The sequence below is a fragment of the Micromonospora sp. NPDC049891 genome (genome assembly GCF_040660295.1).
GTDB lineage: Bacteria > Actinomycetota > Actinomycetes > Mycobacteriales > Micromonosporaceae > Micromonospora.
This window is the reverse complement of sequence record NZ_JBFAML010000001.1, coordinates 360,420-374,313: the sequence shown is the minus strand read 5'-3', so window position 1 is coordinate 374,313 and position 13,894 is coordinate 360,420. Positions and strand designations below refer to the sequence as shown.

16 protein-coding genes are annotated in these 13,894 nt (G+C 71.8%); 10 read left to right on the top strand and 6 right to left on the bottom strand.

Annotated features, from left to right (window positions below):
* Positions 1 to 14: 14 nt before the first annotated feature.
* Complete coding sequence (locus AB0I71_RS01885; protein ID WP_357581341.1) at positions 15 to 422, top strand: CoA-binding protein; 408 nt, start codon at positions 15 to 17, stop codon at positions 420 to 422.
* A gap of 42 nt (positions 423 to 464) precedes the next feature.
* A complete protein-coding gene (locus AB0I71_RS01880; RefSeq protein ID WP_357581340.1) occupies positions 465 to 998 on the top strand; it encodes a DinB family protein in 534 nt (177 codons plus the stop codon).
* Positions 999 to 1,046: 48 nt separating this feature from the next.
* Here the strand turns inward: AB0I71_RS01880 and AB0I71_RS01875 are convergent, their stop codons facing one another.
* Positions 1,047 to 2,243 (bottom strand): acyl-CoA dehydrogenase family protein, encoded by a 1,197-nt coding sequence (locus tag AB0I71_RS01875; RefSeq protein WP_357581339.1) that lies wholly within the window; start codon positions 2,241 to 2,243, stop codon positions 1,047 to 1,049.
* 206 nt (positions 2,244 to 2,449) lie between these two features.
* Between AB0I71_RS01875 and AB0I71_RS01870 the strand changes: the two genes are divergently transcribed.
* Positions 2,450 to 2,938 (top strand): DUF4190 domain-containing protein, encoded by a 489-nt coding sequence (locus AB0I71_RS01870; protein ID WP_357581338.1) that lies wholly within the window; start codon positions 2,450 to 2,452, stop codon positions 2,936 to 2,938.
* A 34-nt stretch (positions 2,939 to 2,972) separates the two neighbouring features.
* Here AB0I71_RS01870 and AB0I71_RS01865 read toward each other — a convergent pair whose 3' ends face one another.
* Complete coding sequence (locus tag AB0I71_RS01865; RefSeq protein ID WP_357581337.1) at positions 2,973 to 3,878, bottom strand: SDR family NAD(P)-dependent oxidoreductase; 906 nt, start codon at positions 3,876 to 3,878, stop codon at positions 2,973 to 2,975.
* A gap of 122 nt (positions 3,879 to 4,000) precedes the next feature.
* Here AB0I71_RS01865 and AB0I71_RS01860 point away from each other — a divergent pair, with 122 nt between their 5' ends.
* Positions 4,001 to 4,546 (top strand): DUF4190 domain-containing protein, encoded by a 546-nt coding sequence (locus AB0I71_RS01860; RefSeq protein WP_357581336.1) that lies wholly within the window; start codon positions 4,001 to 4,003, stop codon positions 4,544 to 4,546.
* Between the two features lie 51 nt (positions 4,547 to 4,597).
* Here the strand turns inward: AB0I71_RS01860 and AB0I71_RS01855 are convergent, their stop codons facing one another.
* Positions 4,598 to 5,554 carry a CoA ester lyase gene (locus AB0I71_RS01855; RefSeq protein WP_357581335.1) on the bottom strand — a complete coding sequence of 319 codons (957 nt, stop codon included), beginning with the start codon at positions 5,552 to 5,554 and terminating at the stop codon, positions 4,598 to 4,600.
* A gap of 110 nt (positions 5,555 to 5,664) precedes the next feature.
* Between AB0I71_RS01855 and AB0I71_RS01850 the strand changes: the two genes are divergently transcribed.
* Together AB0I71_RS01850 and AB0I71_RS01845 are read left to right on the top strand one after the other, a co-directional pair.
* The gene (locus AB0I71_RS01850; protein ID WP_357581614.1) at positions 5,665 to 6,489 is read left to right on the top strand and encodes an SDR family NAD(P)-dependent oxidoreductase; all 825 of its coding nucleotides are present in this window, start codon (positions 5,665 to 5,667) and stop codon (positions 6,487 to 6,489) included.
* A 62-nt stretch (positions 6,490 to 6,551) separates the two neighbouring features.
* Positions 6,552 to 7,271 (top strand): GNAT family N-acetyltransferase, encoded by a 720-nt coding sequence (locus AB0I71_RS01845; RefSeq protein ID WP_357581334.1) that lies wholly within the window; start codon positions 6,552 to 6,554, stop codon positions 7,269 to 7,271.
* 15 nt (positions 7,272 to 7,286) lie between these two features.
* Here the strand turns inward: AB0I71_RS01845 and AB0I71_RS01840 are convergent, their stop codons facing one another.
* A complete protein-coding gene (locus AB0I71_RS01840) occupies positions 7,287 to 8,213 on the bottom strand; it encodes a DMT family transporter (RefSeq protein WP_357581613.1) in 927 nt (308 codons plus the stop codon).
* Between the two features lie 142 nt (positions 8,214 to 8,355).
* Here AB0I71_RS01840 and AB0I71_RS01835 point away from each other — a divergent pair, with 142 nt between their 5' ends.
* Positions 8,356 to 9,066 (top strand): HAD family hydrolase, encoded by a 711-nt coding sequence (locus AB0I71_RS01835; RefSeq protein WP_357581333.1) that lies wholly within the window; start codon positions 8,356 to 8,358, stop codon positions 9,064 to 9,066.
* Positions 9,067 to 9,114: 48 nt separating this feature from the next.
* Here AB0I71_RS01835 and AB0I71_RS01830 read toward each other — a convergent pair whose 3' ends face one another.
* Both AB0I71_RS01830 and AB0I71_RS01825 read right to left on the bottom strand, forming a co-directional pair.
* Positions 9,115 to 9,639, bottom strand: coding sequence for a hypothetical protein (locus AB0I71_RS01830; protein ID WP_357581332.1), 525 nt, complete (start codon positions 9,637 to 9,639; stop codon positions 9,115 to 9,117).
* Between the two features lie 22 nt (positions 9,640 to 9,661).
* Complete coding sequence (locus tag AB0I71_RS01825; protein ID WP_357581331.1) at positions 9,662 to 10,531, bottom strand: PhzF family phenazine biosynthesis protein; 870 nt, start codon at positions 10,529 to 10,531, stop codon at positions 9,662 to 9,664.
* A gap of 108 nt (positions 10,532 to 10,639) precedes the next feature.
* Here AB0I71_RS01825 and AB0I71_RS01820 point away from each other — a divergent pair, with 108 nt between their 5' ends.
* From AB0I71_RS01820 to AB0I71_RS01810, 3 genes are all read left to right on the top strand, one after another.
* The gene (locus AB0I71_RS01820; RefSeq protein ID WP_357581330.1) at positions 10,640 to 11,938 is read left to right on the top strand and encodes a CBS domain-containing protein; all 1,299 of its coding nucleotides are present in this window, start codon (positions 10,640 to 10,642) and stop codon (positions 11,936 to 11,938) included.
* Positions 11,931 to 12,560 (top strand): DUF1003 domain-containing protein, encoded by a 630-nt coding sequence (locus tag AB0I71_RS01815; RefSeq protein WP_357581329.1) that lies wholly within the window; start codon positions 11,931 to 11,933, stop codon positions 12,558 to 12,560. Before AB0I71_RS01820 ends, AB0I71_RS01815 begins: the two co-directional genes overlap by 8 nt.
* A gap of 65 nt (positions 12,561 to 12,625) precedes the next feature.
* Positions 12,626 to 13,774, top strand: coding sequence for an Mrp/NBP35 family ATP-binding protein (locus tag AB0I71_RS01810; RefSeq protein ID WP_357581328.1), 1,149 nt, complete (start codon positions 12,626 to 12,628; stop codon positions 13,772 to 13,774).
* Positions 13,775 to 13,894: the final 120 nt, after the last annotated feature.

Genomic DNA, 13,894 nt, shown 5'->3' with positions numbered 1-13,894 from the left:
GCTACAGTCGTCGGATGCGTTCCGCCAAGCAGATCCTCGCCGACGCCGGCGTGATCGCCGTCGTGGGCGCGTCCCGCGATCCGTTCAAGGCTGCCCACCGGGTACCGCTGGAGATGCAGCGGCACGGCTGGCGCATCATCCCGGTCAACCCGACCGCCGACGAACTCTTCGGCGAGCCGGTGTACCGGTCCCTGGCAGACATCCCGCACCCGGTCGACCTGGTCGACGTGTTCCGGCCGGCCGACGACGCCGTGGAGGTGGTCCGGCAGGCGGTGGCGATCGGTGCCCCGGCGGTGTGGTTGCAGCTCGGCATCGTCTCGCCGCAGGCCCGGCGGATCGCCGAGGAAGCCGGCATCGACTACGTGGAGGACCGCTGCCTGATCGTGGAGCGAGCCGCCGCCGGGCTGACCCGCCGGAGCTGAATACCGGTCGACCCGGGCGGCGGTCAGCGGCATCCTGTGCGGATGCCCACGTCGTGCCAGAGCCTCCTCCGGTGGCAGTTCGACCTCACCTGGTCGCTGTTCGAGTACCACCTCGATCGCCTGGAGCCGGCGGATTTCCGGTGGCAGCCGGCCGAGCACCGGTGGACCATGCACCGCGATCCCGAGGGCCTGTGGAAACCGGACTGGGCGGACGCCGAACCCGATCCGGTCCCGGTGCCCACGATCGCCTGGCTGACCTGGCATCTCGGCTGGTGGTGGACTTCGGCGACCGACCACCTGAGCGGACGCCCGGTGCCGGCGCGGGAGGATGTCGACTGGCCCGGGCCGGGCGCGGAGACCGTGTCGTGGCTGCGGGACCTGCGTACCCGGTGGCTGGTGGTGCTCGACGACCTCACCGACGGCGATCTTGAGGCCGCTGCCACGTTCCCGTGGCCGGCGGAGAGCGGGCACACCGTCCGGCACCTGGTGGCGTGGGTCAACGCCGAGCTGATGAAGAACGTGGCCGAGATCGGCCAACTCCGGCTGTTGCGGGCGGCGCAGGCCGCCTCGGCGTGACCCACGTCAGCAGGGACCCTGATCGCGCGAGGCCGCCTTCCGTACCGCTCAGAGCTTGTACTCGCGGAGCAGACCCCGGGAGATGATCGTCTTCTGGATCTCGGAGGTGCCCTCGCCGATGAGCAGGAACGGGGCCTCCCGCATCAGCCGCTCGATCTCGTACTCCTTCGAGTAGCCGTAGCCTCCGTGGATGCGGAACGCCTCCTGGACGACCTCGGCGCAGTACTCCGAGGCGAGCAGTTTCGCCATCCCCGCCTCGACGTCGTTGCGCTGGCCGGCGTCCTTGAGTCGGGCCGCGTTGACCATCAGGGCGTGCGCCGCCTCGATCTTCGTACCCATCTCGGCCAGCTTGAAGGCGATGGCCTGGTGCTTCGCGAGCGGCTGGCCGAAGGTCCGGCGCTGCTGGGCGTACCCGACGGCCAGCTCGAAGGCCCGGATGGAGATGCCGCAGGCACGGGCGGCCACATTGACCCGGCCGACCTCGATGCCGTCCATCATCTGGTAGAAGCCCCGGCCGACCTGGTCGGCTCCGCCGAGGACGGCGCTGTCGGGGACGGTGACACCGTCGAGCACCATCTCGGTGGTCTCGACGCCCTTGTAGCCCATCTTGTCGATCTTGCCGGGGATGGTCAGGCCCGGGGCGGTCTCGCCGAAGCCGGGTTCCTTCTCCAGCAGGAAGGTGCTCATGTTGCCGTAGACCGAGTCGGCACCGGTCTCGGTCCGGACCAGGGTGGCCACCACCGACGAGTACGCGCCGTTCGTCAGCCACATCTTCTGGCCGTTGATGACGAAGCGGTCGCCGTCACGGACGGCCTTCGACTTGATCGCCGAGACGTCGGAGCCGCACTCCGGTTCCGACATCGAGAAGGCACCGCGCACCTCGCCGGTGGCCATCCTCGGCAGCAGCCGGGCCTGCTGTTCGGCGGAGCCGTGCTGGGAGATCAGATACGCCACGATGAAGTGCGTGTTGACGATGCCGGAGATCGACATCCAGCCCCGGGAGAGTTCCTCCACCACCAGCGCGTAGGTCAGCAGGGACTCGCCGAGACCGCCGTGCTCCTCGGCGATGGTGAGCCCGAACAGGCCCATCTCCTTCATCCCGTCGAGGATGTCGGCCGGGTACTCGTCGGCGTGCTCCAGGCGCTGCGCGTGCGGGATGATCTCCTTGTCCGCGAACTCCCGGACGGTCTCCAGGATCGACCGCTGCTCGTCGGTCAGGCCGGGCGTCTGGGCGAGTCGAGCCATCTCAGCCTCCGGGGAATCGGCGCCTTACTCATTGGTAACTAAACGCTCGATCAGTATCGGTCGCCCGGGCCGGAGCGGCCAAGGTGACCAGTCCACACAACCGCTGTGAAAAGGTTCACCGCTGCGGGTAGCGTCCCGCAATGAGGGCCTCCCCACCAGGGCGGACGCCCGAACGGGGACCGTACGGCGGGACGGAGGAGGAGAGCGTGGGCCACCCACCGGAGCCGGACCAGCCACCGTCGCCCTACGAGCCACCACCGGGCAGCCAGCAGCCGCAGTACGGCCAACCGTACGGACAGCAGCCGGGCGAACAGCAGCACGGACAGCCGGCGTACGGGCAGCCGTCGTACGAGCATCCGGGCCAGCCGCCGCACGGCCAGCAGTGGGGCCAGCAACCGCCGTACGCCCCCCAGGTGCCCTACGGGCAGTACGGACCGCCGGGCGGCCAGGGCGGCGGACGCGGTACGAACGTACTGGCCATCCTGTCGCTGGTCTTCGCCTTCGTCTTCGCCCCCGCCGGCATCGCCCTCGGACACCTGGCCAAGCGGCAGCTGCGCACCAGCGGCGAGGACGGTGAGCAGCTCGCCAACTGGGGCCTGATCCTCAGCTACATCTTCACCGGCCTGTTCCTGCTGGCCTGCTGCGGCTGGCTGGCGCTGGCGATCTGGGCCGGCTCCGACGGCACCAGAACCTAGAGCCGCCGGCCGGCCGGGGACCTCGAAAGGCCACTCAGCGGAACTGGGCCTCCCGGACGCTGTTGCCGCCGTCGACCACGAGCATCTGCCCGGTGATGTACGACGCGGCGGGCGAGCAGAGGAACGTGATCGCCGCGGCGACCTCGTCCGGCGTGCCGGGGCGCCCCACCGGCGTACCCAGCCCCTGCTTGATCTCGGCCATTGTCGACGCCGCGGTGTAGATGGTGCCCGGGGCCACCGCGTTGACCGTCACCCCGTCGGCGATCATCTCCATGGCCAGCGCCCTGGTCAGGCCCACCACGCCAGCCTTGGCCGCCGCGTACGCCGCCTCGGTGGGCAGGGCGTTGACCGGACCGGCGGTGGCGGAGAGGTTGACGATCCGGCCCCAACCGCGTTCGGCCATGCCGCCGATGAAGGCTCGGCTGCACAGGAAGGCGGTGGTCAGGTTCCGGTCGATCTCACCCCGCCACTCGTCGTAGCTGAGCTGCGCGACCGGGCGCAGCACCTCCGGGCTGGCCCGGCTGGCCAGACCGGCGTTGTTGACCAGCACCTCGACGTCGCCGAGCTGCTCGGCGACGGCATCGGCAAGCGCGCCCACCTCCGACTCGTCGGTGAGGTCGGCGACGAAACCAATCACCCCGAGTTCGCCGGCCCGTTCGTGGATGCGCCGGGTGGTCGACACGATCGCCACCCGGGCTCCCAGGTCGGAGAGTCGGCGCGCGGTGGCGTACCCGATGCCGTCCGGGCTGCCCGCCCCCGTCACCAGCGCCACCTTGCCGTCCAACCGCATCGTCACCGGCTCCGGCAGCGGCGCCGGCGCGTCCTGTTCGCCGGACTCCGATGCCGCGGCGGAACGTGGGCGTCGAGCCATGCCCGGCCGGCTCACGTCCCGTCTCGGTCTGTTGCCGGAACGGTCCGCCGCACGCGCGTCAATCCCCATGCGGAGATCCTGCCCTTTACCGCCGCTGTCGGGCAACGCGCGCCCGGTGCCGGGCGCGTCGCGGGCTGCGCGGCGGTGACTACCCTGACTGCGCCACAACATCGCGACGGAAGAGAAGCCCGATGACGCAACCCCCGCCGGCGGGCGGCTGGCCCGATCCCGCATCGACCGGCCAGCCGTCCGGCCCGCCCGCCGACCCGACCATGTCACTCAACCCGCAACCACCGATCCCACCGCAGCCGGCCGGTTACGACCCGTACCAGCCGTCTGCCGACCCGTACGCCGGCATGAAGTCGGACCCGGCCGCCGCGCCGTACCCGCCCGTCGGTTATCCGCCGGCCCAGCCTTCCGGCTACCCGCCGGCCCCACCCGGCTACGGCTATCCCCCGCCCGGGTACGGCTACCCGCAGCAGAAGACGAACTCCATGGCGATCGTCGCCCTGGTCCTCTCCCTGATCGGGGTCGGCTCGTGCATCACCGCCCCGATCGGCGCCATCATGGGTCACGTGGCCATGGGCCAGATCCGGGAGACCGGCGAGAGCGGCGAGGGGATGGCCAAGGCCGCCATCATCGTCGGCTGGATCCTCACCGGCCTGCTCGCGTTGGTGATCATCGGTTACGCCGTAGCGATCGTCTTCGCCGTCGCGAACTCGTCGTCCAGCAACTGACCTGCGCCGCCCGCCCCGGTCGAGGTCGGGGCGGGCGCGCGAAGGCGGTAGCTACCCGGCCGGCGGGGTGAACGTCGAGGTACGCGTCATCCCGGCCGCCCGGCCCTTTGCGGCGATCACCAGCGCCATCTTGCGGGACGCCTCGTCGATCATCTCGTCGCCGAGCATGACCGCGCCCAGCCGGCCACCCGCCTCCGAGGTGTAGTGCTCATACGCGTCGAGGATCAGTTCGGCGTGGTCGTAGTCGGCCTGGGCCGGCGAATAGACCTCGTTCGCGGCATCGATCTGCCCCGGGTGCAGTACCCACTTGCCGTCGAAACCGAGCGCCGCCGACCGCTTCGCCACCTCACGGAACGCGTCGGTGTCCCGGATCTGCAGGAACGGGCCGTCGATGGCCTGTTTGTCGTGCGTCCGGGCGGCCATCAGGATGCGCATCAGGATGTAGTGGTACGGGTCGCCCGGGTAGTCGGGGATGAGCGCGCCGACCACAAGTGATTTCATGTTGATCGAGGCCATGAAGTCGGCCGGGCCGAAGATGATCGTCTCGACGCGTGGCGAGGCGGCGGCGATGGCGTCGACGTTCACCAGGCCGGCGGCGTTCTCGATCTGCGCCTCGATGCCGATCCGGCCCACCTCCAGGCCGAGGGTCTTCTCCAGCTGGGTGAGGGTCAGGTCCAGCCACTGCACCTGCGCCGCGTTCTGCACCTTCGGCAGCATCACACAGTCGAGGTTGGCCCCGGCGCCCTCCACCACGTCGATGACGTCCCGGTAGGTCCACGGGGTGGTGAGGTCGTTGACCCGGACCACCCGGGTCTTGCCGGCCCAGTCGCCCTCGTTGAGCGCGGCCACGATGTTCTTGCGGGCGTCCGGCTTGGCCAGTGGGGCGACCGCGTCCTCCAGGTCGAGGAAGACCTGGTCGGCCGGGAGGCCCTGGGCCTTGCCGAGCATCTTGACGCTCGATCCGGGCACGGCCAGGCAGGACCGGCGGGGACGCCCAACAACGGCCATGGACGGCGCTCCTTCCGGGGTACGGCCGGTCCGCCGCCCCTGACTTAACGATCCCAAAGGTGTTTGTGACGTCACGGTAACCTCGTCCCGTGACCGGGGTGAATGGACCTGTGGAAGATGTCACTGACCGCCGACTGGTCGTGATCACCGGAGCGAGTTCGGGCATCGGGTTGGCCGCCGCCACCAACCTGGCCTGCCGGGGAGACCGGGTCGTCCTGGTCGGCCGGGATCCGGCTCGACTGCGGGCCGCCGCCGAAGAGGTACGCGAGGCATCCGGGGAGCGACCCGAGGTGTTCCGCGCCGACTTCGCCGTCCTCGACGACGTCCGGCAGATGGCCGAGCGGCTGCGCGCCGCGTACGACCGGATCGACGTGCTGGCCAACAACGCCGGTGCGATCGTGCTCCAGCCGGTCACCACCGTCGACGGTTTCGAGCTGTCCATCCAGGCCAACCACCTGGCGCCCTTCCTGCTCGCCAACCTGCTGGCCGACCGGGTGAGTCGAATGGTGGTGACCGCCTCCGGCGCGCACCGCAGCGGCAGGCTCGATCCGGACGACCTCAACGCGCCACTGCGCCGCTACCGTCCGCTGTCCGCGTACGGCACCAGCAAGCAGGCGAACATCCTGTTCACCGCCGAGGCGGCTCGGAGGTGGCCGCAGGTCGAGTCGTACTGCTTCCATCCCGGGGTGGTGCGGACCCGCTTCGGCAACGACAGCCGGATCGTCGCCCTGGGCATGCGTCTGTTGCCGTTCCGCAGTCCGGTCAAGGGGGCGCAGACGCTCGTGTGGCTCGCCAACCAGGACCGGTCCCGGTTGCGGGACGGTGGTTACTACTTCGACTGCCGGCCACGCCGCCCGTGGCCGAAGGCGGCCGACCCGCGACTCGCGGCACGACTCTGGGCGGCCAGCGCCGCCGCTGTCGGCGTCCCGGGCTGACGGCTCGTCCGGCGGTACAACCGGGTCGCCGCCGTCGGGAAAACCTTGCGATACTCCGCGCCATGACGGTCACGGACGGCACCAGCCTGCGGGTGCTCGGCAAGGACGAGGAACTGGCCACCCGGCTGGACGCGGAGTTGACCGCCTTCAACCAGCAGGCCACCGGCGCCGCCGACGAGGCGGAGCTGTCCGTCCGGGTCACCGACGCGGACGGTGAGCTCGTGGCCGGGTTGACCGGGTGGAGCTGGGACACCTGCGCCGGGATCAACATGGTCTGGGTGCGTGCGGACCGCCGCGGCGAAGGCTGGGGTGGCCGGTTGCTGGCGGCGGCCGAGCACGAGGCCCGACGACGCGGCTGCACCGAGATCTCGGTCGCCTCGTTCTCGTTCCAGGCCCCGGGCTTCTACCGCCGGCACGGCTACCTCGACACCGGCCGGCGGGAGGGCATCCCGGGCGGCCACGTCGACCACCAGTTCTGGAAGTCCCTTGTCACCGACCCGGAGGCAGCGGTGCGCCTGGTCGCGCTCGTGGAGCTGCCCGACGACGCGGTCGAGGCCGGGCAACGGTACGAGGACACGGTGCTCGCCCTGCTGCCACGGCACGGTGGCCGGCTGGAACGGCGGCTGCGTACCGGTGACGGGTGCTCCGAGGTGCACGTCATCAGGTTCGACACGCGGGCCGGTTACGAGGCGTTCCTGGCCGATCCGGAGCGGACCGCGCTGCGCGCGAGGCTGGGTGAGGCCGCACCCCGGACCCGGGTGCTCGAGGCGCACGAGGTGTGACCGGCCGGGCCGGCGTCAGTCGCGGACCGGTGCCGCGTCCGCCGGCACCGCGGTGCTGACCCGTGCCGTACGCCGGGCCGTGCGGGCGCTGGACAACACCACCACGGCGACGCCGACCAGCAGCAACGACAGGCCGGGCAGGGTCACCGGGTCGGGTAGCTGACCCAACCACGCCCAGCCGATGAGCGCCGCACCGGGTGCCTCCAGCAGGATCAGCACGCTCACAGTGGTGGCGGAGACCCGCCGCAGGGCGTAACTGAACATCGAGTGGCCGAGCAGTTGCGCCCCGCCGACCAGGGCGAGCACGGCCAACCAGGTACCGGTGTCGAAGCCGCTCAGCGGCACCCCGCCGACCAGGCAGACCACCAGCAGGATCAGCCCGCAGACGCCGTAGCAGATGGTGGTGTAGGTGGCGTTGCTGACGGTGACCCGGGCACGCTCCCCCAGCGCCGTGTACACCGCCGCGAACAGGCCACCGGCCAGCGCCAGCAGGTCCCCGGTGAAGGCCTCGCCGGAGACCGTGAAGTCGGCCCCGGTCGCCAGCACCGCCCCGGCCACCGCCACCCCGATGCCGGCCCAGACGCCCGCTGGTAGCCGGCGGCCCTGGGCCCGGGCGATCAGCCCCTGCCAGACCGGCTGGGTGGCCACCAGCGCCGTCGCCGCGGCCACCGAGGTGAGCTTCGCGCTCGGCATCCAGGTGGCGAAGTGCGCCGCCAGCGCCACCCCGGACAGGACGCAGAACATGCCCTCGCGGCGGCCGACGCCGGTGGTCAGGGAGCGGAACTCGGACCGTCGGCGGGTCAGCGCGAACGGACTCAGCACGGCGACCGCCAGCACGTTGCGCCAGAACGCCACCGCCAGGGCCGGCGCGGCGGCGAAGGCGATAAGCGGCGCGGACGACGAGACGGCGAAGACGGCCACGGCCAGGGCCGCGCCGGTCATCAGGTCGAGCGGCGGACGGTGCGGTTCGGGTGCCACGGGGTGCAATCTTCACACGCCGCACGGGCGCCACTTTCCGTCAGCGTTCGGTTACGATCATGCGCGTCCTCACCGGGGCTACTCCCATCCGCCCGGAGGCATTCCCATGCCCAGGTTCCGAGCGGTGCTGTTCGACTTCTTCGGCACGTTGACCCGTCCGGTCCAGCGTGGCAAGGGTCACCTCGACACCGCCGAACTGCTCGGCTGCCCGCCGGACACCTTCCTGGAGGTGCTCGACCGCAGCTTCTACGAACGTGCCAGCGGACGCTTCGGCAGCGTCGAGGCCACCCTGCGCTGGGTGTGCGAACAGGCCGGCGTACACCCTCCGGCGGAGGCGCTGCGAGCGGCCGCCGCTGCCCGGCACCAGGCCGTACGCGCGGACACCCGGTTGCGGGACGAGGCCGTGCCGACCCTGCGGGCGCTGCGGCGACGGGGGGTACGGACCGGGGTGATCAGTGACTGCACCCACGAGCTGCCGACGTTCCTGCCGGAGCTGGCGATCGCCCCACTGCTCGACGTCCGGGTGTTCTCCGTCCAGGTGGGGCGGTGCAAGCCGGACGCGACCCTCTACCTGGCCGCCTGCGAACGGCTGGGCCTGTCACCCCGGGACTGTCTCTACGTGGGTGACGGCGGCAGCCAGGAACTGACGGGTGCGCATCGCGCCGGCCTGAGCGCGGCCCGGCTGGCCTCACCCGACCTCGCCGACCATCTGGTGTTCAACCTCGACGCCGACTGGGCCGGCCGGACACTGGGTTCTCTCGGTGAGGTGATCGACCTGGTCGACGAGGCCCCCAGCCCGGTCGGCGCGCCGTCGTGACCACGCCCGCACCCCCACCGGCCGACGTCACCCCCGGACGGCGGCGGGTCAGCGGCGTCGGACGCGGTGCAGCCGGAACGGCCGGCGGGTGGCCCGGACGGCCGGCGTCGGCCGGGGCGTCTCGGCCAACGAGCCGGTCGGCAGTTCGGCACCGTGCGCCGGCTCGCCGGCCGGCGCGAGCCGCACCAGGGCACAACCGTCGGCGGCCCAGCGGGCGACGAGTTCGGTGGTCGCTCCGGGCGCGTTCAGTCGCTTCGCCCCCACCAACGGGGCGAGCGTGTCCCACTGCTCGGTGCCGGGTGCCACCCGGCTGACCCGCGCCGGCCAGGTGACGATCCGGCCACCGTGGTCGCCGCGCAGCGTCACCTGGGCCTCGTCGGCCTCGGCCAACCCCGGCGCGGACTGCTCGCCGGGGCCGCTGACCACGAACAGCGCCGCTTCCAGGGGCACGCACCACAGGGCCAGCGGCGGACCGCCGGCCACCGCGACCCAGGCCACCGAGGCCTTCTTCATCGCCTCGTCCACCAGGGGGTGGTTCTCGCGCTCGTCGGTCACCGCGGCATCCTCTCGCATCCGGGCCGGTCCGCGTCGGCGGTCAGCCGACGAACGGCGGGACGAGGATCTCCCCCCGCGCCACCGGCATCACCTGACCTGCGACGCTCGTGCCCACGGCCACGCCACCGGCTGCGGTCACGGTGCAGGCCAGCGAGGACGGTCGTCCCATCTCGACGCCCTGCTGGACGGTGTACGACGATCGTCCCTCGCCGGGCAGCAGGCCGCTGGCGACCAGCCACACCCCGAGACCGAGCGCGGCCGACCCGGTCGCCGGATCCTCGGGTACACCGAGACCGGGGACGAAGACCCGGGCGCGCGCGGTTTGCGTGGCGGCGTTCCAGGAGAAGACGCTGACATGCTCGATGCCGTACCGCCCGGCCGCCACCGGGTTCACCTGGGCTCGGGCGAGAGCGTCGGGGCGTACCGGCAGGAATGGGAACTCCAGGCCGCAGCCGGCGACCCGGGGCGCCGGACCCAGATGGTCATCCGCGCCGAGCCCGACCATCTCCAGCAGCGGCTCCGGCTCCAGCTCGGGTCCGAGGGTGGGACTGCCGCCGGTCAGGGTGGCGGCACCGTCGCTCACCTCGATCGGCAGCACGCCGGCACCGCACTCCTGGGTGACCTGCCCCACCCGGAACAGGCCCCGACGCGCGGCGGTGACCGCAGCGCCGACGCTGGGATGACCGGCGAACGGCAGTTCGTCGACCGGCGTGAAGATCCGCGCCCGGTAGGTGGCACCGGCCTGGGTGGCGGGCAGCACGAAGACCGTCTCCGAGAGGTTGAACTCGCGCGCCAGAGCCTGCATCTGGTCGGTCGCCAGCCCTTCGGCGCCGAAGACCACCGCGAGCGGATTCCCGGCGTACGGACGGTCGGTGAAGACGTCCACGATCTCGTAGGCCAAGGTCGACATGTTGATAGACACTAGGCCCTCAGGGCGGGTGTCGGGGTCACTGCCCGGCCGTGCCGGCCCTGGGCCATGGCGGACCGGGGCACCGACCTACCCCCTAGGCTGGTGCCCGTGAGCACGCCGACCCGGGTCTACATCGCCCGCCTCGCCGGAGTCGCCGTCTTCGACCCCAACGGCGACCAGGTGGGCCGGGTACGCGACGCGGTGGCCCGGCTGCGGGTGAGCCAACGGCCGCCCGAGGTCGTGGGCCTGGTCGCCGAGATGCCGATGCGCCGACGGATCTTCCTCTCCATCAACCGGATCACCTCGATCGACGCCGACGCCATCGTGCTGGGCAGCGGCACGTTGAACCTGCGCCGGTTCGAGAAGCGCCCGAACGAGCTGCTCGTCCTCCAGGAACTGCTGGACCGGCGGGTGCAGGTCGCCCCGGAGGGCCGGGCCGCGTCGGTGGTCGACGTGGCGATGGAGTGCAGTCGTGGTGGCGAGTGGTCGCTGGCCCGGGTGGCGGTCCGCGAACAGACCGGCCGGCTGGCTCGCCGGGGCCATCTGCACCAGGTCGAGTGGAATCAGGTACGCGGGCTCAGTGGCGTGGCGGAAACCCGGGGCACCGCCAACCTGCTGGCCGTGCTTGAGGACATGCGACCGGCCGACCTGGCCAACGCGCTACAGGACCTGCCCGACGCCCGGCGCAACGAGGTGGCGGCGGCCCTGGACGACGAGCGGCTCGCCGACGTGCTCAGCGAGCTGCCCGAGCACGACCAGGTGGAGATCCTCGCGGCGCTGGACCGCGAGCGGGCCGCCGACATCCTGGAGGAGATGGACCCGGACGACGCCGCCGACCTGCTCGGCGAGCTGTCACCGCCCGAACAGGACGTGCTGCTCGACCTGATGGAGCCGGACGAGGCGGATTCGGTGCGGCAGCTGCTGAAGTACACGCCGGGTACGGCGGGCAGCGTGATGACCTCCGAACCGGTCATCCTGCCCCCGGACGCGACAGTGGCGGAGGCCCTCGCGCGAATCCGGGAGCCCCAGCTCTCCCCGGCAGTGGCCGCGCAGGTGTTCGTCGTCCGGGCGCCGATGGCCACGCCCACCGGCCGCTACCTGGGCATGGTGCACTTTCAGCGGCTGCTCCGCGAACCCCCGGCCGATCTGCTCGGCGGCGTGGTGGTCAACGACATCGATCCACTGCGCCCGACCACCCCGCTGCCGGAGATCACCCGTCGGATGGCCACCTACGACCTGGTGGCCATGCCGGTGATCGACCGGAACAACCGGCTGGTGGGCGCCGTGACCGTCGACGACGTGCTGGATCACTCACTGCCCCGGGACTGGCGGGACCGGGACGCGCTGACGAGCGGCCACCAGAACGGGGCGCCCCCGGCCTCGACGACGGACGGTGACCATGACTGAGCAACGACGCGCGGAGCGGCTGGACCTGCCGCGGGAACCCCGGGGGTTGAAGCTGCCCCGGGTGGACCAGGAGACGTTCGGACGCTGGGCCGAGGGCATCGCGCGCGGCATGGGCACGGCGAACTTCATCGTCTACATGACGCTTGTCATCACCGCCTGGTTCCTCTGGAACACCATCGCCCCGGCGGGGCTGCGCTTCGACCCGTACACCTTCACGTTCCTCACCCTGATGCTCTCCATCCAGGCGTCGTACGCGGCGCCGCTGATCCTGCTGGCGCAGAACCGGCAGGCCGACCGCGACCGGGTGGGGATGGAGGAGGACCGACGCCGGGCGACCATGCAGAAGGCCGACACGGAGTACCTGGCCCGGGAGATCGCCGCGCTGCGGATCGCGCTGGGCGAGGTGGCCACCCGGGACTTCGTCCGCTCCGAGCTGACCCGGCTCGCCGAGGAGCTGGACGAGGCGGCGCAGCGGCGACAGCGGCTGGAGCGCCGGCACCGGGACGGCCCGGCCGGCCGGGCCGGTGGTGACGGGCTGGACGAGCCCCGCGACGAGGTGGACGGCGACCAGCCGGGTGACGGTCATCACGACACCGCGGGCTCCCGCCGCCCGGAGAGCTGATCGACTCGCTCACACCGCTGTGACCGACACCGGTGGCGGCACCTCGCCGACGTAGCATTGCGGGCATGTCAGCTCCCGTCAGCACCGTCAACGACGCCGTCATGGCCGCCCTGGCCACCGTCAACGACCCGGAGATCCGCCGGCCGATCACCGAACTCGGCATGGTGCGCTCCGCCGAGGTCGGCGAGGACGGTGTGGTCCGGGTCGAGTTGCTGCTGACCGTGGCCGGTTGCCCGCTGAAGGACAAGCTGCGCTCGGACATCACCGCGGCCGTGGGCGCGGTGAGCGGGGTCAGCCGCGTCGAGATCGAGTTCGGTGTGATGAGCACCGAGCAGCGCCAGGAGCTCCAGGCGAAGCTGCGCGGTGGCGGGGCGACCCAGGAGCCGGTGATCCCGTTCGCCCAGCCCGGCTCCCGCACCCGGGTGTACGCGGTGGCCAGCGGCAAGGGCGGCGTCGGCAAGTCCAGCGTGACAGTCAACCTGGCCGCGGCGCTGGCCGCCCGGGGCCTGTCCGTCGGCGTGGTGGACGCGGACATCTACGGGCACTCGGTGCCTCGGATGCTCGGTGCGGACGGCCTACCCACCCGGGTCGAAGACATGATCATGCCGCCCCAGTCGCACGGGGTGAAGGTCATCTCGATCGGGATGTTCACCGCCGGCAACGCGGCAGTGGTCTGGCGCGGCCCGATGCTGCACCGCGCGTTGCAGCAGTTCCTCGCCGACGTCTACTGGGGCGATCTCGACGTCCTCCTGCTCGACCTGCCCCCGGGCACCGGCGACGTGGCGATCTCTCTCGCCCAGCTGCTGCCGAACGCCGAGATCCTGGTGGTCACCACCCCCCAGGCCGCCGCGGCCGAGGTGGCCGAGCGGGCCGGTGCGATCGCCCTGCAGACCCACCAGCGGGTGGTCGGCGTGATCGAGAACATGTCGTGGCTGGAACTGCCCGACGGCTCCCGGATGGAGATCTTCGGAGCCGGCGGTGGTCAGACGGTGGCGGACTCGCTGACGCAGACCATCGGCGCGCAGGTGCCGCTGCTGGGCCAGGTGCCGCTGGACACCCGGGTCCGGGAGGCGGGCGACGAGGGCAACCCGATCGTGCTCGCCGAGCCGGACTCCCCGGCGGCGAAGGCGCTGGGCCAGGTGGCCGACCGGCTGGCGCTGCGCCGCGAGTCACTGCTCGGCAAGCCGCTGGGCCTCAAGCCGTCCGGGCGCTGACACCGCGCGGTAGACCTCGTCCGGCCCGAACCGGCCCTTCGCTGGGAGGATGCCGTTCGGGTCGGCCCCGGTTGAGACGGCGGCTCGCGGCCCGACCCGGTCGTTCGCTTCCAGGGCCGG